We start from the raw sequence: 21,891 nt of genomic DNA, 5'->3' as shown, positions 1-21,891 counted from the left end.
GCGGGGGGATGTGTCCTTTACCACTAACCTAAATTTAGAGAAACACACATGAAGAAATTTTACCTTGCAGCATTATTAGCTCTTGGAGGACTGCTGGATGCGAGCGCCCAGCAGGATCCGCACTACACGCAGTACATGTACAACATGAACGTGATCAACCCTGCTTATGCGGGCTCGAAGGAAAACCTTGCCTTTGGGTTATTGTACCGCAAGCAGTGGGTAGATATCCAGGACTCCCCGAGCACGGGCACCTTTTCGGGCCACAGCCCTGTTGGCAAGAATGTGGGCCTTGGCTTATCGGCCATCGTCGACCAGATTGGCCCTGTGCAGGAAACCAACGTTTATGCCGACTTCTCCTACACCCTTAAATTAGGCGGCGAGCACAGGCTTGCCCTGGGCTTAAAAGCCGGTGCCACCATGCACAATGTAGGCCTTTATGACGATATCGGCAACGGCTATGTGCCGGACCCGGGTGACCCTGCCTTCCAGGAGAACGTTAACAATACCTACCTGAACATCGGTACAGGTGTTTTCTACTATACCCAGAAATACTACCTTGCCTTCTCGGTGCCGAACATGCTCAAGAGCAAGCACCTTGAAGTGAGGCCAAACGGCCAGGGTACTGCCTACCAGTTCGGATCGGAAGTATCGCATTACTTCTTAACGGGAGGTTATGTATTTGACCTTACCGACAATTTGAAGATGAAGCCAACGTTTATGATCAAGTCGGCCTTTGGGGTAGACCCATCGATCGACGGCTCACTGAACTTTTTGTTCTTCAACAAATTTGAGATAGGCGCAACCTACCGCCTTGACGATTCTTACGGCGGGATGGTGAACTATGCCATTACCCCTAACCTCAGGATCGGCTATGCCTACGACCACATCGTATCAGACCTTAAAGTATCGACTCCTGCCTCGCACGAGATCATGCTGTTGTTTGATGTGAACTTCCCGAAGAAAGTATCCCGTTCCCCACGTTATTTCTAACCTAAAAGCGACATAAGAAAAATGAAGAAAATATATATTACACTTAGTTTTATGCTCGCCACCATGGCAGTAACGGCACAGGATAACAAGGACCTTGAGGCAGCCGACAAGCTCTACGCACGCTATGAGTACGTGGACGCGGCAAAAGCTTACGAAAAGCTGGACAAGAAAGACCCTTACGTATACGCCCAGATAGCCGACAGCTACTACAATGTATTCAACAGCAAGGAAGCGGTAAAATGGTACCCTAAAGCCATAGAAGGCAGCACCGATGCCGAGATCTACTGGCGCTATGCCCAGATGCTCAAGGCAGAAGGCAAGTACGAAGAGGCCAACGCACAGATGCAGAAATTTGCATCGATGGCCCCTGGTGATACAAGGGCAGTAGAATTTAAGAAAGACCCGAACTACCTTCCTAAATTAAGGAACCAGGCCAAGCTGTTCGATGAGAAAGTGCTTGACATCAACGATAAGAAATACGGCTCCTTCGGGGCAGTGCTTTCGGATGACAACACGCTGTACTTTACCAGCGCGAGGAATACCTCACGCAGGAACTACGGATGGAGCGAAGAGCCATTCCTTGATATGTACACGGCAACCTACAATGCCAACGGTACCTACAGCGAGCCGGCATTGCTTCCTGAGGTGAACAGCCGCTACCATGACGGCCCGGCCTCTGTAACCGCCGACGGCAACACGATGTACTTCTCGAGCGAGAGCTTCAAGGAGCGCAAAGAGTACGAGAGGGACAGGGAAAACAACCTGAAGCTTGGCCAGGTATGGCTTTTCAGGGCAAAAAAAGTAAACGGCAAATGGGGCGATATCGAACCGGTACCGTTCAACAATAAAATGTGGTCGACAGGCAACCCTGCCATCAGCAAGGACGGTAAGACATTGTACTTTTCTTCCGACAGGGAAGGCACTATGGGAGGCAACGACATCTGGAAAGTAGAAGTGAACGGCGACAGCTACGGCGAGCCGGTAAACCTTGGGCCAAAAGTGAACACCACAGGAAGGGAAAGCTTCCCGTTCATCACCGATGACAACAAGCTGTACTTCTCCTCCGATGGCCACAAAGGCTTCGGATCATTAGACGTGTTCATGATCGACCTTAACAAAGGCACCGATGCCATCAACGTAGGAGCCCCTGTAAACGGCCCTAAAGATGACTTCGCCTTTACCTTCAACACCAAGAACAATATTGGTTTCTTCTCCTCAAACCGTGACGGCTTTGACAAGATCTACAGCGCGACACCATTATGCGCGGTAGAAGCCATCGTACAGGTAAGGGACAAAAAGACGCTTCAGGCGCTTCCGGGAGCCAAAGTGGCGATACTTGACGAGAAGAACAACGTGATCGAGACCAGGACAGCCGATGCCAAAGGTATGGTAACCTACACTGTAGATTGCAACAGGGCTTACGGGCTTCAGGGCAGCATGGAAAAATACAGCAACGGCACAGCCAAGGTACCTGCAGGCAAAGGGCCGCAGGCTAACGTAAACCTTGACCTTGATCCGATCGTTGTAGTTCCGGACCAGCCGGTGATCGTGCTTGACGATGTCTTCTTTGAATTCAACAAGAGCAACATCACCAAAGAAGGCGCTTTTGTACTGGATAACTTAGTAGAGACAATGAAAAAATACCCTGAGCTTGTAATCATGGTAAAATCGCATACCGATAACCGCGGCAGTGACAAATACAACATGGCGCTGTCTAACCGCAGGGCGAAATCTACGGTACAGTATGTGATCTCCAAAGGCATAGCCAAGGCGCGCATCTCGGGCGAAGGCTATGGCGAGAGCCAGCCTAAGGTGGACTGCGGTGCTAACTGCACAGAAGAGCAGCATGCACAAAACCGCCGTTCTGAGTTCATTATCGTAAAGAAATAGTACTCAACAAACCAATCAATACCCTTAAAAGCGGTTCCGGAAGGGACCGCTTTTTTAGTTGGACAAAACCAAGCAGTGATGTTGCGCCTTTTGCCATAGGGTATGTCAGCCGGATTGCGTAAATTGTGCCAACAAAATATACTATGCCTCCAGAAAATAACCAAAAGGAAAAAACAACACTCCATCCCCGGAACAGGAACAGGGAGCGCTACGATCTGGATGCCTTAATTGCGTGTACACCGGGATTGAATACGTATGTAAAACCCAATAAATTTGGCGATGCCTCAGTGGATTTTTCAGATCCTGTTGCAGTGAAACTCCTGAACAAAGCACTGCTGAACCATTACTACGAAATAAAGCACTGGGATTTTCCCAACGGAAATCTAACGCCGCCAATACCCGGCAGGGCCGACTACATCCATTATATAGCCGACCTGCTTAAGGAAAGCAATTTTGGCAGGATGCCCGAAGGGAACAATATCACATGTCTTGATATCGGATTGGGCGCAAACTGCATCTATCCGATATTAGGGATTGTAGAGTATAGCTGGAACTTTATAGGGTCGGATGTTGATGCAAAGTCAATAGCATCGGCGCAGGCCATTGTGAATGCTAATGAATTACTAATAGGCAAAGTGGAATGCAGGCTGCAAACCAACACTAAATTTATTTTCAGGAACATAGTTGGTGCCGATGAAAAGATTGATGTAACGCTGTGTAACCCACCCTTCCATTCTTCCGCTGCCGATGCCCAAAAAGGCACGCAGCGAAAAGTAAAGAACCTCTCAGGCAAAAAAGAGAAAACACCTGAGCTTAATTTTGCAGGGATCAGCAACGAACTCATTTACGAAGGCGGGGAGTACCAGTTTATACATAATATGATCATCGAAAGCAGGGATGTCGCCAAAAACTGCTTTTGGTTTACAACGCTGGTATCCAAACAATCCAACCTGAAAGGAATCTACAAAGCATTGGAAGAAAGCAGGGCTGTACAAATCAAAACTATTCCGATGGGAACCGGAAACAAATCGACCCGCATTGTTGCCTGGAGCTTCCTCAATAAAGAAGAACAGAAAGCGTGGAGAGGAACGACGTGGAAATGATAAAGCTTTTAACTGAATAACAGTTTTACTTAACTTTGTAAAACTATCTATTGGGATTCCAGGCGCTTAATATTTCACCTCCAAGTTGGTTGAAATTAAATATTGCTATATCATATATATCTTGGTTTTGTGTCCAATCACTTCCTAACTCTTCTTCAGGAGGATTATTGAAATTATAATATATTTCAAAATTTGGATACACTACTTGCAATTGCGCTGTTTTCTTTTTGATATGTTCTGCTCTTTCTTTATCCCCAGTAAAAGTTTGAAATCTCTTAGTAGCTCGGTCTATAAAAATAAAATCCATACAATATTTTTTAAGTAATCATTCAACTCAATGCTAAAGATATGAACGAATTAAGCCCAGATAAAATTAATTATCAAAAAACTTGCGCAACCAAATAATTGCGTATATATTTGCAACTGAATGATTGCATAATTTGAAATGAACTTATGAGAAGAGATATTTTCCAGGCAATAGCCGACCCTACACGTAGGGCTATTCTGGTGCTCATATCGGCGCAGGCCATGACGCCCAATGCCCTTGCCGAGCATTTTGACACCACGAGGCAGGCAGTATCCAAACACCTGAAAATACTTGCCGAGTGCGACATTATAAAGCAGGAGCAAAAAGGGAGGGAAATTTATTACCAGCTTGAAATAGATAAAATGAAAGAAATTGATAAATGGCTTGGGCAATTCCGTAAAATCTGGGAAAGCCGTTTCAGCCAGCTCGACGATGTATTAGCTAAACTTAAAAACAATAAATCATGAACAGCAATCTAAATTTCGATTTTACTGTAAACAAGGAAACAAACACAGTACATGTAACAAGGGATTTCGCCGCAGAACGCGCTTTGGTGTGGGATGTTTTTACAAAACAAGAGCTACTGGACCAGTGGTGGGCGCCAAAACCGTGGAAGTCTGAAACCAAGTCGATGGACTTTAAAGAAGGAGGCCGCAGGCTGTATGCCATGGTTAGTCCGGAAGGGCAGAAGCACTGGGGCGTACAGGATTATACTTCTATCACGCCAAAAACGAATTTCAAGCAGCTGAATACCTTTAGCGATGAAGATGGGAACCTGGCCGAAGGCATGCCGACATCTGAATGGAACCTTGATTTTTTTGATAATGGCGATACAACCACAGTTGAGATCCAAATCACGCATGAAAAACTGGCCGATCTCGAAATGATGATCCAGATGGGCTTCAAAGAAGGATTCACGATGACACTGAACAGCCTTGACGAACTATTCGAAAATTGGAAGAAATAAGGCTGATAGCCCACTGGAGGGAAATCCGTGTAAATCTGCCAAAATCCGCGTCATCCGCGTTCCATTATTGGCTAAAAATCCCCCTCTATTTTGACTTTAATCCACCCTTTTATTTAAAAAGGTTTGTCATTTCTTTGTAATGCTAAATAACTAATACTAAAAATTATGGGAAAAATAACGGTTGAGGCAACTATTGCCGCAGACAGGAACAAGGTTTGGGAGTATTATATCAATCCGGAGCACATTACCAAATGGAATTTCGCGGCAGACGACTGGCAGTGCCCCAGTGCTGAGAACGACATGAGGGTGGGCGGAACCTACAAAGCCCGCATGGAAGCGAAGGACGGTAGTTTTGGTTTCGACTTTGAGGCTGTTTATGATGAAGTGGTACCTAAGGAAAAATTCACCTACTCGTTCGGTGGCAGGTCGTGCACCGTTACCTTTGCCGATCTTGGAGAGGAAACGAGAGTTACCGTGGTTTTCGATGCCGAGAACGAGCATCCGGAAGAGTTCCAGAAACAGGGCTGGCAGATGATACTGAATAACTTTAAGAAGTATACGGAGAGCCATTAAGTCTTTACCGTATCAATAAAACAAAACCCGCAGCTTATTTAAGGCCGCGGGTTTACTATTTATAATAAACGAATCTCTTATGCCAATTATAACTATAAAATAGCCCAAAGTTTTTTTAGTTATACCTGCAAGGTCTTAAAGACCTTGCAGGAAATCAATAAACTATGATTACGTTCTCAACCTGCAAGGTTTTTTTTAACCTTGTAGGTTTAAATGGATTGGACTATTCTATATACATAAATGGTATTATTCCTTTACGATCTTAACCGTTTTTGAAGCATTCTCAGTGTTTATTTTCAATATGTAATTGCCTGAAGCGAATGATCCCATATCAATCTGGCCCTGATTACCGTTCATTGCTTTGGCACCCATCTGTTGGCCAAGCATGTTGTATATCTCAACTGTTTTTATCGCGTCCGCGGCAGTGATATGCACTACATCGGTAACAGGGTTAGGATACACCTTTACGCTGTTGATGCTGAAGTCGCCTGTACCAAGGTTTCCTGATATGGTTATGGTGATATCGTCGAATTTGGTAGGGTCGCTAACCGAAGTTACCCGGATCACAATCGTTCCGTCGGCGTTGGCAGTCACCAGGCCGTCTTCACTCAACGTGGCAAAATCGGATCCGCTTACTATTGACCATGTCACTGCCTGGTCAGCACCCAATGGGTTCACTACAGCTACCAACTGTAAGGTACCGCCTGCTGTAGTGATTGTTGCGGGGACATCGCCTTCGGTACCTGCCTCTACGCTTTCTACAGGTATTACGGTGTTGATCACAACGTCGATAATGTCTGTCTTAGTCGGGTCGGCAACCGATGTAGCCTGAATGGTAACAATGCCATCGGCAATTGCCGTAACAACGCCTGATGCGCTTACCGAAGCGAAAGCGCCGCCTGCTACCACCGACCATGTCACTTCTTGGCTGGCGCCCGATGGGTTTACGGTAGCTTCCAGCTGTAGCGTCCCGCCTCCTGTTGTAATTTCGGCTGGGACATCGCCTTCGGTAGTGATCACTACACCGGTAACAGGTGTCACGGTATCGATCAAAATATCAAGTATGTCGGTCTTGGTTGGGTCCGCAACCGAAGTGGCCTGGATAGTAACAATACCATCGGCAATTGCCGTTACAACACCCGAAGCGTTCACCGAAGCGAAAGCACTCCCTGCTACAACCGACCATGTTACGTCCTGGCTGGCATCCGAAGGGTTTACAGTAGCTTCAAGCTGGAGTGTGCCGCCTGCGGTTGTAATCTCAGCAGGAACATTTCCCTGGGTAGATATCACAACATCTGTAACAGCTACAGGAATGTTTATGGTGATAGCGATATCATCAAATACAGTCGGGTCGGCAACCGATGTAGCCCTTATTGTGACCGTTCCGTTCGCTATGGCGGTAACTACCCCCGTAGCGCTTACAGAACCAAAAGCCGATCCGTTTACTACCGACCATGTTACATCTTGGTTGGCGCCTGCGGGGCTAACTATTGCGGTCAGCTGTAATGTGCCGCCTGCAGTCGTGATCTCTGCAGGTACACCGCCTTGTGTTGCTATCATAATTCCGGTAACGGCAACCGGGGCATTTATAGTAATGACGATATCATCGAATATTGTCGGGTCGCCTACAGAGGTTGCCCTTACAGTTACTGTGCCGTTGCCGGTGGCGGTCACAACGCCCGAAGTATTTACTGTAGCGGGGCCGCTTACTACCGACCATGTTACGGCCTGGTTAGCGCCTGACGGGTTTACCGTAGCCGTTAGCGGCAATGTACCTCCTGCTGTGGTAATAGTTGCAGGTACGCCTCCTTGCGTTGTTACATCTACGCTGGCAACATTTACACCGCCTGCCGTTCCGTTAACAACAACCTGGTCTACCAATGTAGAATAGCCATAGTCAGTTTTACATTCTATAGCTATCTGGTACGTAGCAGAGGGATTGGGAAGGCTGATGCTTCCTGATGGTGTCCAGGTGGTTACATCGTTGTGGTATTCCTGCAATTGCACCCACGCATCTGCGGCGGAAGTACGGTAATAAATGGTCAGCCAGTTTTGGTCAGGGCTCCACAATGGGTTTACGTAAACAAAGTTCAGCGTTACATTGCTCATATTGGTAAGGTTCAGCACTGGGCTCACGAGTTTTGTAGTATCGAAGTTATGCGAGTCGCCTGGGAAATTAGCAAAATCACCGTCATAAGGGTCAAGGCTGTAACTTCCTGTAGTAGCATCCTGGGTAAACGTCCACGACATGTTGTTCAGCTCATAAATCTGGGTCCAGCTGGCGCGTGTGGGGGAGTCGCTGTTGAATGTTTCCGTCCATGGGAAAGAGGTTATCTGGGCATTCATTCCTGCCGTAAAAGTAAGCAGGGTAATCAATAAAAAAAGCCTGTGGCTAATTCGGCCCAAAAATGGCCGGCGATGTAATTTTTTTTGCATAATTGGTTGGATTAAATTGATAATTGTTTTTATTGCATTTTTATAAAAAGCAGCATGCAATTCGCAAACTATTTCTTAATATAGGCAACATAAATAACTACAACATCTTAATAATCAAATACCCTACTTCCCTGATAGACTATTTTTATAGATACAGTGCTTGTACTGCTTTTATATCCATTAATCAAATTCTCATTCAGGGCTTTCAAATTCTAAATAGAAAATCCCATCCATCATTATTTTAGTTGTGGCTTCGCTATCTTCAATAGTTTTGTTAAAATTAATCGTGGGTTCTCATCTTATCAATGCTTTGACGATGCGTAAAAAAACAATAATAATAGTTGCGGCAGTCCTGGTGATAGCCCTTGGGGCCGCAGGGTTTTACAAAGGCTACCTGTATAAAGATGCGAGGGATATCAGCAGCGAAGAGGCTGCCAGTACGCTGGAAGCAGGCAAGTTGGTAGGCGAGTATAAAAAAGATGCAATGGCAGCCGACCAAAAATACCTGAATAAAACTATTGAAGTGAAGGGAAAAGTAACCGGTGTTTCAGATTCTGTTGCCACAATAGATTCTGTTGTGGTTTGCGGCTTTGACATGCTGCCCAAAAAAAAAAGCACAGGTAAGGCAGTAACCATAAAAGGAAGGTGCATCGGTTACGATGAGCTTTTCGGCGAAGTCAAGCTGGACCAGTGCACGATCAAAGAATAAATATATTACCAACCAAGATGAGAATACTTTTACTTGCCGTGTGCCTGCTGGGCAGTGTGGCAGCCAATGCACAAGACGACCTGCTTACAGAGCTCGACTCTACGCGCGTAGAAAACAATTACGCCACCGCCGTCTTCAAGGGACTGCAGGTGGTAACGCTTCAAACTACCAAAATGCCTGCCAAAAAGGAATTTTATTTTGTGGTCTCACACCGTTTCGGAACCGTAAAGGGTGGGATATCGGAGTTTTTCGGTTTTGATATGGCTACCACGAAAATTGGCGGGATTTACGGCATTACCGACTGGCTTTCTGTAAGTGCGTCAAGGCATACGATGCTGAAGGTGTATGAAGCCGGCCTAAAATACAGGGTGGCAAGGCAGAGTGACAATTTTCCAGTTGATGTGGTAGGCTACAATACTATCGATATGAACAGTTTACTTAGCGAAAAGGATTACCCGAAGCTCGGCTTTTCCGACAGGCTTTCGTATATCAGCCAGGTAATTGTTTCAAGGAAATTTTCGGACAGGCTTTCGTTTGAGCTGGTGCCGTCGTTCATTCACAAAAACCTGTATGAGCCAACTGTTGAGAATGAGAACCAGTTCTCGTTAGGTTCCGGCGGAAGGGTAAAGCTGACCAAAAGGCTGTCGCTCAACGTGGAATATGTATATAATTTCGACAAGCCCGATTTTTACAGTAACCCGCTCTCTGTAGGACTGGATGTGGAGACCGGCGGGCATATTTTCCAGCTGCTGTTTACCAATTCGCAGGCAATGACCGAAAGCGGCTACATCACCCATGCGTCGGGCGATTGGGGTAAAGGCGATTTCTTTTTCGGGTTTAACTTATACAGGGTTTTTTAATATGAAAAGGATAAAAAAATATATAGCGGCTTCATTGCTTATAATGGGTTTGTACAGCTGTGAATCGAATACGTATGAAGACCTGCAGGACAACCAGGTAATAGAAGGCCCGGTTACTTACCAGCAGTACATACAGCCGATAATTGCGGCCAACTGCCTTAGTTGCCATGGCTCGGGAGGTGTTTCGGAGTTCAGGCCATTAGGCACGTATAACGAGCTTAAGGATGCAGTACAGAATACCAACCTGCTCCAAAGGATACAGCGCCAGAATGGCGAGCCGGGCGTAATGCCGCAAACGGGCAGGATGCCGCAGGACAAGATAAACCTGATACTGCAATGGAATGCGGATGGGCTACCGGAGAATTGATACAGTTCCCAACCTGCGAGGTTTCAAAACCTTGTAGGTTTTAAATAATGAAAATCAAGAATAACACACAATGAAAAAGTTACAACACCTATTTTTTCTGTTTCTAATACTTACCCCCGCATTGTTCTACGGGCAGAAATACAGCACAAGGGCGGGAGTACTGAAGTTTGAAGCATCAGTGCCTTCTTTTGAAGAAGTTGCCGCAGAGAATAAAAGTACTTCGGCGGCTTTGGATGCATCCAATGGTGACATTGCGGTACTGGCGCTGATGAAAGGCTTCCGTTTCAAGGTGGCGCTGATGGAAGAACACTTCAACGAAAGCTATGCCGAAACCGACAAATATCCGAAAGCGACATTCAAAGGGAAAATAGAAGGTCTGGATGTGGCAAAGCTGACATCGGAACCAAGAACATTCAATATCTCGGGCGACCTTACCATGCACGGGAAAACAAAAAAGATTACCGATACAGCCAAGGTCTCCATATCCGGCAGTAACATCATTATCACAGGCGACTTCCAGGTGAAGCCTGCCGATTTTGGCATTGAAGTGCCAAAGATGGTAAGCAAGAAAGTAGCCGAAAAAGTAACGATCACATACAACCTTTCCTTAACCAAATAACACATGAAAAAACTAATAGTACTTATCACGCTGCTGGCCTCTGTATTTTGCAATGCACAGGCTGCCCCCAAGATGGATGTATTCGATACCGCCCGCCGTGGAACGGTAGAAGAAATGAAAGCGCTTATGGCGATAAAAAAAGACACCATCAATGCGGTAAACCCGATGGGCTTTACACCGCTTATCCTTGCCTGCTACCGCGGCAACAACGAGGTGGCGGAATTCCTCATTAAAAATGTAAAGAATGTAGACTACGACAGCTCCAGTGGGACTGCCCTTGCTGCGGTGGCCGTAAAAGGCAACGTGAGGCTGGCAAAAGCATTGCTCGAAAAAGGGGCTAACCCGAATATTGCCGACCCAACCGGGATAACCCCGCTCATCTATGCTACTGAATTTGAAAATATTGAATTCATGAAGCTGCTGCTTAAGCACAAGGCAGATAAAAAACAAACCGATAAAGAAGGCAAAACCCCATACGATTATGCGGTTTTCACCAAAAACCAGGAAGTCATTAACCTTTTAAAAAACTAAACAATGAAAAAACTGTTACTTATTGCGGCAGTGCTGTTGTCCGGTGCGGGCCTTTATGCACAGAGCAAGACCACGGGAGTTGTCAACCTGCTCACAGGAATGACGGCCAAAATCGACCTGAACAACACCACATCAACAGCTACACTTACATTTACCGGCCCGTCAGACAGGTGGTATGCCCTCCAGTTCGGCTCTTTCGTGCAAGGCGATGGTATGCATGCGGGCAAGGACGTTGTATATTATAACGGTACTACTTTGGTCGATGCCGTGCACAACGGCGTTGGAATAGCCCCGTCTACAGATCCTATTAACAACTGGACGGTAACATCCAACACCGTTGCCGGAGGTACAAGGACCATCGTTGCTACAAGGGCTTTCAATACAGGCGATACCAATGACTATACTTTTGTATATGCCGATACCAACATCGACTTTGCTTACTCCCGTTCGGCCACGGCATCGTTCTCTCTTGCCTACCACCAGAATAACAGGGGCTACGCCATTAATAACGCGTTCAGCTGTATCGCCCCGGATGCGCCAACGGCCTCAGCACAATCATTTTGTAATGCAGCAACCGTATCAAACCTTGTAGCAACAGGCGCAGCAGGTGCAACATTCAACTGGTATGCGGCAGCAACAGGCGGAACAGCACTTACAGGCGGAACAGCGCTTACAAGCACAACCTACTATGTATCCCAAACGGTTGATGCCTGCGAAAGCGCAAGGATACCGGTACCGGTAACCGTAACCACCGTTGCACAGCCTACAGCAAGTGCCACACAGCAATTTTGTTCAGAAGCTACCGTTGCCAACCTTACCGCGACAGGTACAGGAACTATAAACTGGTATGCTGCACCAACAGGCGGTGCACCGCTTGCAGCGACTACGATACTTACAGCAGGAAACTATTATGTGTCGCAAACCGTTGGTAGCTGCGAAAGCACAAGGGCTACAGTAGCAGTAAGCTATGTTCCGCTGGCAGCGCCTACAACATCGGACACTACACAGGATTTCTGTTCGGGCGCCGAGGTTTCCAACCTTATGGCCACACCAATGGCAGGCGCACAATTGCATTGGTATGCCGTGCCCACCGGCGGCGCTGAACTACCGGGGGATATGGGACTTGCAACAACGACCTACTATGTGAGCCAGACCATGGGCGGCTGTGTGAGCGAAAGGCTTCCTATAGAGGTAACGGTGACCGCAGTACCGGGGCCATCGACAAGCAACGAAACACAGGCTTTCTGTGAAGGTGCAACTTTGGCCGACCTGGATCTAAACACTACAGCAGGAACTACACTGAAATGGCACCTTGCAGCGGGAGGCGGCGAATTGCCGGCAACGACAGAGCTGGTAAACGGCACAGCCTATAACGCAACACAAAGCATCGGGGAGTGCGAAAGCCCGCCGCAGACCATCAATGTAATAGTAAATCCGATCCCGGCAACACCCGGAGGTAATGAAACACAGCAATTCACCGCAGGGCAAACCATTGCCGATCTTGAAATATCAGTGTTTGTTGGAGCCACTATAAAATGGTATATGCTCAACGATGGCGGCGACCTTATTGAAGTGGGTACCGACACCGTTCTTGAAGATGGCGGAATGTACCATGTAACGCAAACCATAAATGGCTGCGAAAGCGATATGCTTATGATTATGGCACAAGAGCAGCTTGGTACTTCCGACTTTGAACTGAAAAGCCTGGTGGCCTACCCTAACCCGGTAAATGATGTTGTAACTATCAGCAATAATACAACCCTGTCCGAAGCAGCGGTGTATAACCTGCTGGGCCAAAAGGTAATTTCGCAAAAAGCGCAGGGAGACAAAATAGAAATAAATGTGTCGAAACTTCCTGCAGGAAGCTACAGCATAAAGGTACTTACTGCTAACGGGGCATCAGCTTCGCTTAAAATAATGAAGCAGTAAGTATTTAAGATAACTAGTTGGTTTTTTTTTGAAAGGGGTGTCTTCGACGTGAAGCGCCCCTTTCTGTTTTAAGGCTATTATGTATACAAATGGAATGATTATTTGAGCCGCAATGATCTCCATATCACTCCTCCGGAGTTCTAGCCACTTACTTCAACGTTTCTATAAACATACCGCCCCGCTGGGGCTGCCACTCGTGAGTCCCGGAGGGACGGAATATTTATAGCAAAATGCAAATGAAACCCTCCTATGAGCTCCGGAGGAGCGGCATATAATTGCTGACAATCCTTTAATACCTGCCAACTAAATAATTTAAAGATTTGATTAATTCTTTTACAGGGTTCCTGGAGCATCCGAATCCCTGTGTTTTTAAGGACTCAGTAGCTATAGGTTTAAAAAACTTCAATGCCTTTTATAATTACAATGGTAATCCGCGCACATCCGCTAAATCCGCGATCCATTGACCTTTAAAAATAAGCCCTCAACTGTATATTTCCCGTGTGTATCGCCTTGCTGGTCTCACTCTTCCGTCCCTGGTAGTTGATATTGATATCAAGAAACTGTGTGAGATTCTTTTGCAGCAGCAGGCGCCAGGTAAGATTCTGTCCCGGCAATAAGCCTTCGAGCATGCTGTAGGCGGCAGGGGAGAGCTGGTTGCCCGTGAAATCATTTTTATATAACGAGAATTCGCCGCTTGCGGTAAACTGCTTTTCCGAAGCATAATTGAACGAGGTGCCAAAGCGCTGCTGCGAAAGCGTTTCCATATCACCGATGCGGTTCTCCTTACTGCGGTATTCATAAAAAAGGTCCCAGCTGGCATTTCGTGAAAAGATGTATGACACTTTCGGACCCGCCAGATAGCCCCCGATCTCAAAGTTCTTGCTTCCGTAATTCTCCGATTTGGTTTCTGCTTTTAGCGTTTGACCCGAAAAACTAAGCAGCCAGGTTTTTTGTATGAGGTGGGCATACTGCACCTGGTGCGAACTGTTGCTGTTTTCCTGAGAGCCAACGGTCAGCAATGTTTTTGCGCGGTTATTGATGTAGGTGTAAGTAACCGAATGATCCTGTTTCCCACGGTTGTAAAACAGGCTGTTGCGGAAACCCGATGTGAGCCCCAGCAGGTTTTCTTCACTTGTAGAAAACGGGTTGAGGTCAAAGTTATCGCTATTGCGCTCAATCTTCCGGTCGATCAGGTAGGAGGCCTGGTCATAAAAATAGGAGAGGAACTTGCGGAAACCTTTCTCGTTTTGCCATTGGTTGGGATTCAGGGTAACTGACTGTGAAAACTTGTTTTGGTGCGTCCGGATAAATACCTGGTTGGGCAGGAAAACCCTCACAAATGTCGCCTGGTCAGGGAAGGGCGCTACCTCAAACTCCTGCAATTCCTGTATGCCGTTGCCGTTATAATCGTTCCAGGTGTATACCCCCTGTCCGGCCTCAACGGCGAGATAGGTAAATTCCTGCTGCGCTATGGTGCCCGATGTGGTTTCGTAGGCCGTTGTTACCTGCACAAGCTGGTTCCAGTATCTGTCATTATACAAAAGGCGGGAGTTGAGCGATGGCTCGTCTTTAAACGCAGGGTCTTCAAATTTCAGGCGGCGGTAATTGGCAAACAAAGTAAGGTCGCTCTTCTCGGTTTGCAGCAGGCGCGATTTCAGGTAGTAGGAATTGGACGTATTCACTTTTTTGAGCATCCCATTCACAAGGCTGTCGTTGGTGCGGCGCAGGTAGCCCAGCTCAACAAATACCTTGGTGCTGTCGCCACGGCCCACGAAAGCGCCCACCTCGCTGAAGCGCTGGCTCAGTGAGGTATACTGCCCGGTAGCCTTCACCTTTTCGCGGTTGTCTTCCAGCCGTACGGTGCCGCCTACCCAGTTTTTCGAGAAATGGTACTTGGCCAAAGCCTCATTTCGGAGGAATGTCGAGGTAGAATAATCGCTGTCACTATTCAGCAGGCTCCCGCGGTTTTGAACCAGCAGGTTTTTAAAGTTAAAGCGGCCATCTACTACATGGCGTGTCCCGGTAAAGGCACCCGAAAAATCGAGCTTTTCCAGTTGGTAATTCACCTGCCCTTTTTGCGGGAGGCGAAAGGTGGTTCCGGTTATCAGGTAAGTTTGGTTCGAGTTGGTAGTGAGTATATTCGCTAAGTTCCAGTCGCGGCCAAACTCGATATTGAACAACCGCTCTATGGTCCTGAAATCTTTCTGTATGAACTGGTAATTGACAAAGGCATCCAGTTCCCACGTCCCGGTATAGAGCCGCTGTTTGGCATCGAGCTTTCCGGCCAGGCCTTTATTATTGGCATCATCAATGGGCGAATATAAGTTGAGGTCGTTGTTGCTCAGTCCGGCCTCAAAATCAATAAATGTTTTCTCCGACGGATTGTATTTGCCAAGCACTGTGGCTATCTGTATTTTTGTTGGGGCGGTAAGGCGGATGATAGGCTCGTAATTTCCCTGCGGCACGCCATCCACGGAAGCAACATATTCATAAATGCGGCCGACAGCGGCGGCATTCGCCAAAATGTAGTTGCCCAGGTTATTGCCCAACAGGGTGAAACGAACGTTATACAAAGTTTCATCCGGGTCATTAGAATATTCAAAAACCTCGACACCGTTCACCGTGGTTTTACGGTACAATATCTTGTTTTCCGAATAGGTATCCACATACGCAGAAGGCGCCGTCATCAGGTTGGCATTATCACCGGCCTGCTGTAATGTGGCTACCTGGTCTGCGCTCAGGTTTTGCTGCAACGGCTGGTTCTTCACATCATTTTCCGAATATACATACCCGCCAATACTCCAGTCTTCGCGCTCATGGGTAACGCCGCCATAGGTAACAAAACGCGTATAGCTGCGCTCGGAATACTGGTATTCCACGTTGATACGCATCTCGGACGTGATTGGGAAAAGCGAGGTAAAGATGATCTCGCCGGCATTATAGTCGATAATGTAATCGTTGTTTTCGCCGCGTTCCAAAAGGATGCCGTTAACGAACACGCGCTCCGACCCGGATATTACCAAAATGTATAATTCATCATTCGGGCCGCGCAGCTTGTACGGCCCCTGGTTGCCTTCCTGCCCGGTAAAGGTGCTTCGGGCATATTGGCCGCGTACCAATGCCGCTGCCGTAAATATCGAGGTTTTAGAACCTTCTTTACCAAAGGTAAAAGCAGTCGAAAGCCCCTGTACCTTTTTATTGAAATTAAGGAAACGCGATTGGCGGTTCTCCAGGAAAAGGTCGCCTGCACGGATGTTCCAGGTATCGCTGAACATTTCGATGAATATCTGGTCGAATTCATCCAGCTTTTGCGAATAGCCGCCCTGCTGTAAAGGAATATTGGTATCCTGGATCGAGGCGCGAAGGCTCACCTTGTCGGATAGCTTTCCGGTAATCTGCAGGTCGAGATTGGAGTTGACCACAGCGCTTTGGTTGTTACCTACAGTGATGCCCCGCGTGATGCTGCCCGAGGTGGTAAGCCCGTCAAAAGGCTTGAAGGTATTGAGCGGGTCGCGCGTTACCTTGTACAGGTTTTCCTTTCCCGCCTCGTTGCTCACCACGCGGCTTTGGTCGTAAATGCTGTATTTTTTGGTAAGGTAGTCGGGATAGCTGAGGTAGCGCAGCGTAAGGGTGTCCTGCGATGCAAAACCATTGCGGAATACCAGCGTGCTATTCCGGAAATCAACTTTGTAATAGCTGGTGTCGATATCTTTCCCCGCACCATCCTGCAACTTAAAAAACGCCTGGTTGATGCTCACGCTGTCGATCTTTATCGTGTCACGTTCGGCGGTTATTTTCCGGTTTTTATACGGCGTAGTGATCTCCTGCCCGTAAAGCGCAGAAAAACAACATAAAAACACCAGTAAAAACCTCTTTTTCAGCATCACTACAGTATAACTCCAAAATGGCAAAAGTAGTGTATTCCTTTTTAAAGTTAGTCGGTTCCGGGTTTAGGGTTTCGGGTTGCCTGTAGGGTGTGTTACTGTTTAGCGCTTCTATTCGCACTGTCATCGCGGGCCTGCCTGAAAAGTCAGGGATGAACGACGAAGCGATCTTTCAACGTAAAGAATTTATATGACTCTTAACCTCTTCCCAAGTGTATAATTGGGTTTTGCCTTCTTCAAGACCCTTTAACCAAATAGCAAGTTCAGTTATTATTTCAATCAGAATTAGCTCAGACTGAAAACTGCGACCGAAAACTACTTTTTGTCTAAAACCGCCTTTACCATATTATCCTCACGCAACAGCAATGTATAATATTCTTTATCGTTCAGCAGCTGGCGTACAAATTCGGCTGCGAGGTAGCGTTTTACCCTATCTTTGTGTTTGGCAAGGTTAAATACCAGCCCGTTCTTTTTCAGGTAGGTGTCGAATGCGGTAAAATATTTATCGGTCGCATTTACTTTTTCGGAAATAAGGTTGGAAGGCAACCCCTTGAACTGTGTCCGTTCTTTATCTAACTGCTCAAATACAAAATAGCTTACAACCCCGCTTTGCATGATCATGGCCAGCTGCTCATCGCCATGCTTGCCTTCCTGGGGCACGAACAGATCTGGGATAATACCACCGCCGCCATACACGATACGGCCTTTCAGGGTCTTGAATTTTAGTGTATCGGCAACTTTAATACTGTCCGCCGAATAGAGTTCGCCGCTTTCATATCGTTTTTCGAAGTCACTGAAATATTTTTCACCACCTTCGGCATAGCTCCGCTGTATAGAACGTCCCGAAGGGGTATAGTAGCGCGCCACGGTAAGCCTCACAGCACTGCCATCGCCCAATGGCATTTCCCTTTGCACAAGCCCTTTCCCGAACGAGCGCCTGCCTACGATAGTGCCACGGTCGTTATCCTGTATCGCGCCCGCCAGGATCTCGCTGGCCGAAGCGCTGTTCTCGTTGATCAGCACATACAGCGGCCCTTCTTCAAAAATACCTCCTTTAGTGGCTTTGGTTATGTCCTCGCGATTCTTTTTATTCTTTGTCTTTACGATAATACGGTTGTCCGGCAGCAGGTCGTCGGCAATTTCCACAGCCATTTCAAGGTAGCCGCCGCCATTATCGCGCAGGTCGATGATGAGCGACCTGGCACCCTGCTTTTTAAGGTTCACGAGCGCAGTATGGAACTCGTCATACGTAGTCTCTGCAAAGCGGTTGATCTTGATGTAACCGGTAGATTTGCCCACCAGTATCGAGGCATCAACGCTTTTTATCGGCACCACATCGCGCGTCAGGTTAATGTTGAATTTCTTATTCTCGCTTTTCCTGAAAATGGTAAGGGCTATTTGGGAACCCTCCTTGCCTTTCAGTTTGGAGAACAGGCTGTCATTTGGCAATTTGCGCCCGAACAGCTTGTCTTTCCCGGCAAACAGTATGCGGTCACCGGCCCTGATGCCTGCCTTTTCAGACGGGCCGCCCGGTATGGGCTTGATCACCGCAACCGAATCCTTATACATGTAAAAATTCACGCCGATACCTACAAAGTCGCCCTTCATGCTTTGCGCAACCTGCTCCATCTCGTCTTTGGCAATGTAAACCGAGTGCGGGTCCAGCTTTTCGAGGATGCTGTTCACTGTAAGGTCAACAATCGAATCGGTATTCACGTCGTCAATGTATTCGCTGTCAATAAAATCAATCAGCTTGTTGAGCTTGCTTTTATTGGAACTCCCTATCAGCCCGCGCTTTTCGGCAGGGAAATTAAGAAAACTGCCCAGCAGCAACCCTATGCAAAGGGTAACCGACAGCAGTATGGGTAAATATAACTTCTTTATTTTCATTGTATCTGGTCAAGGTCCGGGAGGCACGCCACTTCTACACCCGCTTTTTCAAGGAATTCTATTCCCGAATTGTCTTTATAGGTTTCCTGGTATACCACTCTTTTGATGCCCGACTGGTGTATCAGCTTGCTGCAGTCTTTGCAGGGCGACATGGTGATATAGAGCGTTGCGCCTTCGCACGATTGTGTTGAACGGGCCACTTTCAGTATCGCATTGGCTTCGGCGTGCAGTACATACCATTTGGTAAGGCCGCTGTCGTCTTCGCAGCAATTCTCAAATCCCGATGGCGTCCCGTTATAGCCATCGGAAATGATCATTCTGTCTTTCACAATAATTGCGCCAACTTTCCTGCGCTGGCAGTAGGAGAGCTGTCCCCACTCGCGGGCGATCCTCAGGTAGGCCCTGTCGTATTTATTTTGTTTCTTCTCTTTCATTTAAAAATCCCGCCGATAGTTATCGGGTTAATTAATTTTTTACCATATCTCACTTCCTATAATCATTGGCACGACCACACCGGCTATAAATGCCGATATGACCAGGATCCAGTCGCGTTTTGCAAACCGAAGGAATTCCTGTACCACAAACGACAACAGCAGCATAGCCACCACGATAATAATTTGTGCAGCTTCTATGCCTAATGCAAATTCCAGTACCGGGAGCAGCTTTTCGTCGGCGGCAGGGGAAAGCACCACTTTAAAATAGTTGGAAAAGCCCAGGCCGTGGATGACGCCAAAAAATAGCGTGGTCACCGAAATGAAGGTAAGGCTGTCGTTTTTGCCGCCTGATTTCCTTGCCCATCTAAAAATGTTATAAAGTGCGGTTATCAGAATGGTTACCGGGATAAGGAACTCAATGACGGCAGCATTTACCGTCACTACGCCAAATACCGACAGCACCAGCGACAACGTGTGCCCAATGGTGAAAAGCGTAGCCAGTACCAGTACCTTTTTCCAGTCCTTAAAAGTATAGGGCAGCGAAAGCGCCATGAGGAACAGCACATGATCGTAGCCGTTGATGTCGAGCACATGTTTCAGGCCAATATTGAAGTACAGCCAAAAATCGGACATGGTATTGAATTCGTTTAAAATGTAAACTTACATCATTTTTATGAACTATCTTTAAGGTAATCTTTCTATAACGGGAGATTAGGCAAAAATCTTATAAAAAATTATATCAGGCTGAAATATAGAAGTATATTTGCACCAAATTTTTAACAGATACAATATGTCAATTTCGGATCTATTTGATAGCGGCTTTAAAGACAGGAACAAAGGGCACTTTTCCGCTATTGTAAGGGTTGCAATGGAAAACGGCCACCTTAGTACTGAAGAAAGGCTTTTCCTTGATAAACTGGCCAAGCAGCTTGAAATTTCGCAGGAGGAATATGCAGAGATACTGGCAAATCCCCTGAAATATCCTATCAACCCGCCACACCTGCATGTGCAGCGTCTGGAGCGTTTGTACGACCTTTCAAGGATGGTATATGCCGATCATATACTTGGGCCAAAGCAAAAAGAGATCCTTACACGCTTTGCGCTTGCACTCGGCTTCACCCCCGGCAACGTAAATTATATTGTTGACAAAGCACTATCGCTGCTTGTACTGAATGTGGATGCCGATACATTCGTATATGAAATGCAGCACATGAATAAGTAATTTTTTGAGGTTCTTAGCTGCTGAGATACTTAGGTTCTTAGCTTTTGAGGATTGCGTTTACATAATAAAAATCCCCGACTCATTATCGTGTCGGGGATTTTTATTTATATCCGGTAAAAGGCTAAGTGCCTTAGAAACTCAGCAACTCAGCCGCTTTTATTTATATTTCGCCATAAATTCCTCTGCTTTTTCTACCATGTTGTAGCTTCCGCAGAAGAACGGTACGCGCTGGTGCAGTTCCGTAGGCTGTATCTCCATGATGCGCCCGAAACCGTCCGAAGCTTTGCCGCCTGCCTGCTCGGCAAGGAACGCCATAGGGTTGCATTCGTAAAGCAGCCTTAATTTGCCTTTAGGGGCTTTCGAGCTGGTCGGGTAGATATAGATACCGCCCTTGATCATGTTGCGGTGGATATCGCTCACAAGGCTGCCGATATAGCGGGAGGTGTACGGCCTGTCGCCTTCCTCAAGCTGGCAGTATTTGATATAATCTTTTACGCCTTGCGGGAAATGCACGTAGTTGCCTTCATTGATCGAATAGATATTTCCATCTTTTGGGAACATGAAATTAGGATGTGAAAGGTAGAACGTACCAATGGCCGGGTTCAGCGTAAAGCCGTTCACGCCATTTCCGGTAGTATACACAAGCATGGTCGATGTACCGTAGATCACGTAGCCCGCCGCTACCTGGTTCACACCCGGCTGGAGGAAATCCTCAAGCGTTACAGGGGTGCCTACCGGCGTTACCCTGCGGTAAATGGAGAATATCGTACCTACCGAAACATTCACGTCGATATTAGAAGAGCCATCAAGCGGGTCAATCAACACTACATATTTGTTGTTATGCGACCCATCATTACCTTCTATCGTAAGGAAATCGTCATTCTCTTCTGAGGCGATACCACACACGATCTCGCGGTTGATGAGCGTCTGCATAAAGATCTCATTGGCATATACATCCAGTTTCTGCTGGTCTTCGCCCTGTATGTTCTGTTCGCCGAATTTCCCGATGATATCTACCAGTCCGGCTTTGTTTACCTTGTAGTTCACTACTTTGGCGGCCAGCCTTATGGAGTTGATGAGCCTTGATAATTCACCCGAAGAATATTTGAAATCCTCCTGCTTCTCGATGATGAACTCGCCTAATGTCTTATTTCTTTCTTCCATTACGAAAACGTTATAG

20 protein-coding genes are annotated in these 21,891 nt (G+C 46.9%); 13 read left to right on the top strand and 7 right to left on the bottom strand.

What is annotated here, in order from left to right:
• Positions 1–48: 48 nt before the first annotated feature.
• The 3 genes from HYN59_RS03165 to rlmF all read left to right on the top strand — a co-directional run bounded on the left by HYN59_RS03165 (position 49) and on the right by rlmF (position 3,983).
• Positions 49–990: a PorP/SprF family type IX secretion system membrane protein gene (locus tag HYN59_RS03165; protein WP_108776883.1), complete on the top strand. Its 942-nt coding sequence runs from the start codon at positions 49–51 to the stop codon at positions 988–990.
• Positions 991–1,011: 21 nt separating this feature from the next.
• The gene (locus tag HYN59_RS03160) at positions 1,012–2,880 is read left to right on the top strand and encodes an OmpA family protein (RefSeq protein ID WP_108776882.1); all 1,869 of its coding nucleotides are present in this window, start codon (positions 1,012–1,014) and stop codon (positions 2,878–2,880) included.
• A 143-nt stretch (positions 2,881–3,023) separates the two neighbouring features.
• On the top strand, positions 3,024–3,983 hold the full coding sequence (gene rlmF, locus HYN59_RS03155; protein WP_108776881.1) for a 23S rRNA (adenine(1618)-N(6))-methyltransferase RlmF: 960 nt from the start codon (positions 3,024–3,026) through the stop codon (positions 3,981–3,983).
• Between the two features lie 43 nt (positions 3,984–4,026).
• Here rlmF and HYN59_RS03150 read toward each other — a convergent pair whose 3' ends face one another.
• On the bottom strand, positions 4,027–4,290 hold the full coding sequence (locus HYN59_RS03150) for a hypothetical protein (RefSeq protein ID WP_108776880.1): 264 nt from the start codon (positions 4,288–4,290) through the stop codon (positions 4,027–4,029).
• 146 nt (positions 4,291–4,436) lie between these two features.
• On the opposite strand from HYN59_RS03150, the gene HYN59_RS03145 reads away from it, so the two are divergent.
• The 3 genes from HYN59_RS03145 (at position 4,437) to HYN59_RS03135 (ending at position 5,830) form a co-directional block, all read left to right on the top strand.
• Positions 4,437–4,757, top strand: coding sequence for an ArsR/SmtB family transcription factor (locus tag HYN59_RS03145; RefSeq protein WP_108776879.1), 321 nt, complete (start codon positions 4,437–4,439; stop codon positions 4,755–4,757).
• A complete protein-coding gene (locus HYN59_RS03140; RefSeq protein ID WP_108776878.1) occupies positions 4,754–5,257 on the top strand; it encodes an SRPBCC family protein in 504 nt (167 codons plus the stop codon). Before HYN59_RS03145 ends, HYN59_RS03140 begins: the two co-directional genes overlap by 4 nt.
• Before the next feature lie 165 nt (positions 5,258–5,422).
• Positions 5,423–5,830, top strand: coding sequence for an SRPBCC family protein (locus HYN59_RS03135; protein ID WP_108776877.1), 408 nt, complete (start codon positions 5,423–5,425; stop codon positions 5,828–5,830).
• Between the two features lie 246 nt (positions 5,831–6,076).
• On the opposite strand, the gene HYN59_RS03130 is transcribed toward HYN59_RS03135, so the two are convergent.
• Positions 6,077–8,266: an Ig-like domain-containing protein gene (locus HYN59_RS03130; RefSeq protein ID WP_146185847.1), complete on the bottom strand. Its 2,190-nt coding sequence runs from the start codon at positions 8,264–8,266 to the stop codon at positions 6,077–6,079.
• 316 nt (positions 8,267–8,582) lie between these two features.
• Between HYN59_RS03130 and HYN59_RS03125 the strand changes: the two genes are divergently transcribed.
• The 6 genes from HYN59_RS03125 to HYN59_RS03100 all read left to right on the top strand — a co-directional run bounded on the left by HYN59_RS03125 (position 8,583) and on the right by HYN59_RS03100 (position 13,281).
• The gene (locus tag HYN59_RS03125; RefSeq protein WP_108776875.1) at positions 8,583–8,975 is read left to right on the top strand and encodes an OB-fold protein; all 393 of its coding nucleotides are present in this window, start codon (positions 8,583–8,585) and stop codon (positions 8,973–8,975) included.
• A 17-nt stretch (positions 8,976–8,992) separates the two neighbouring features.
• The gene (locus tag HYN59_RS03120) at positions 8,993–9,835 is read left to right on the top strand and encodes a DUF5777 family beta-barrel protein (RefSeq protein ID WP_108776874.1); all 843 of its coding nucleotides are present in this window, start codon (positions 8,993–8,995) and stop codon (positions 9,833–9,835) included.
• Position 9,836: 1 nt separating this feature from the next.
• Positions 9,837–10,202 carry a hypothetical protein gene (locus tag HYN59_RS03115; protein ID WP_108776873.1) on the top strand — a complete coding sequence of 122 codons (366 nt, stop codon included), beginning with the start codon at positions 9,837–9,839 and terminating at the stop codon, positions 10,200–10,202.
• Positions 10,203–10,272: 70 nt separating this feature from the next.
• Positions 10,273–10,821: a YceI family protein gene (locus HYN59_RS03110; protein ID WP_108776872.1), complete on the top strand. Its 549-nt coding sequence runs from the start codon at positions 10,273–10,275 to the stop codon at positions 10,819–10,821.
• Positions 10,822–10,824: 3 nt separating this feature from the next.
• Entirely contained in the window at positions 10,825–11,352 is a 528-nt protein-coding gene (locus HYN59_RS03105; RefSeq protein ID WP_108776871.1) for an ankyrin repeat domain-containing protein, read from the top strand.
• Between the two features lie 3 nt (positions 11,353–11,355).
• Entirely contained in the window at positions 11,356–13,281 is a 1,926-nt protein-coding gene (locus tag HYN59_RS03100; RefSeq protein WP_108776870.1) for an Ig-like domain-containing protein, read from the top strand.
• A gap of 467 nt (positions 13,282–13,748) precedes the next feature.
• On the opposite strand, the gene HYN59_RS03095 is transcribed toward HYN59_RS03100, so the two are convergent.
• From HYN59_RS03095 to HYN59_RS03080, 4 genes are all read right to left on the bottom strand, one after another.
• Positions 13,749–17,165 carry a porin family protein gene (locus HYN59_RS03095; protein WP_108776869.1) on the bottom strand — a complete coding sequence of 1,139 codons (3,417 nt, stop codon included), beginning with the start codon at positions 17,163–17,165 and terminating at the stop codon, positions 13,749–13,751.
• 315 nt (positions 17,166–17,480) lie between these two features.
• Complete coding sequence (locus tag HYN59_RS03090) at positions 17,481–19,055, bottom strand: S41 family peptidase (protein WP_108776868.1); 1,575 nt, start codon at positions 19,053–19,055, stop codon at positions 17,481–17,483.
• Positions 19,052–19,489, bottom strand: coding sequence for a deoxycytidylate deaminase (locus tag HYN59_RS03085; RefSeq protein ID WP_108776867.1), 438 nt, complete (start codon positions 19,487–19,489; stop codon positions 19,052–19,054). The genes HYN59_RS03090 and HYN59_RS03085 overlap by 4 nt, the downstream gene beginning before the upstream one ends.
• A gap of 39 nt (positions 19,490–19,528) precedes the next feature.
• Positions 19,529–20,122, bottom strand: coding sequence for a HupE/UreJ family protein (locus HYN59_RS03080; RefSeq protein ID WP_108776866.1), 594 nt, complete (start codon positions 20,120–20,122; stop codon positions 19,529–19,531).
• A 157-nt stretch (positions 20,123–20,279) separates the two neighbouring features.
• On the opposite strand from HYN59_RS03080, the gene HYN59_RS03075 reads away from it, so the two are divergent.
• Positions 20,280–20,711, top strand: a complete 432-nt coding sequence (locus tag HYN59_RS03075; RefSeq protein WP_108776865.1) for a tellurite resistance TerB family protein — start codon at positions 20,280–20,282, stop codon at positions 20,709–20,711.
• A gap of 156 nt (positions 20,712–20,867) precedes the next feature.
• Here HYN59_RS03075 and fbp read toward each other — a convergent pair whose 3' ends face one another.
• Positions 20,868–21,875 (bottom strand): class 1 fructose-bisphosphatase, encoded by a 1,008-nt coding sequence (fbp, locus tag HYN59_RS03070; RefSeq protein WP_108776864.1) that lies wholly within the window; start codon positions 21,873–21,875, stop codon positions 20,868–20,870.
• Between the last annotated feature and the right edge of the window lie 16 nt (positions 21,876–21,891).

The organism is Flavobacterium album (assembly GCF_003096035.1).
In the GTDB taxonomy this organism is placed as follows: Bacteria; Bacteroidota; Bacteroidia; order Flavobacteriales; family Flavobacteriaceae; genus Flavobacterium; species Flavobacterium album.
This window is presented reverse-complemented; position numbering and strand designations above follow the sequence as displayed.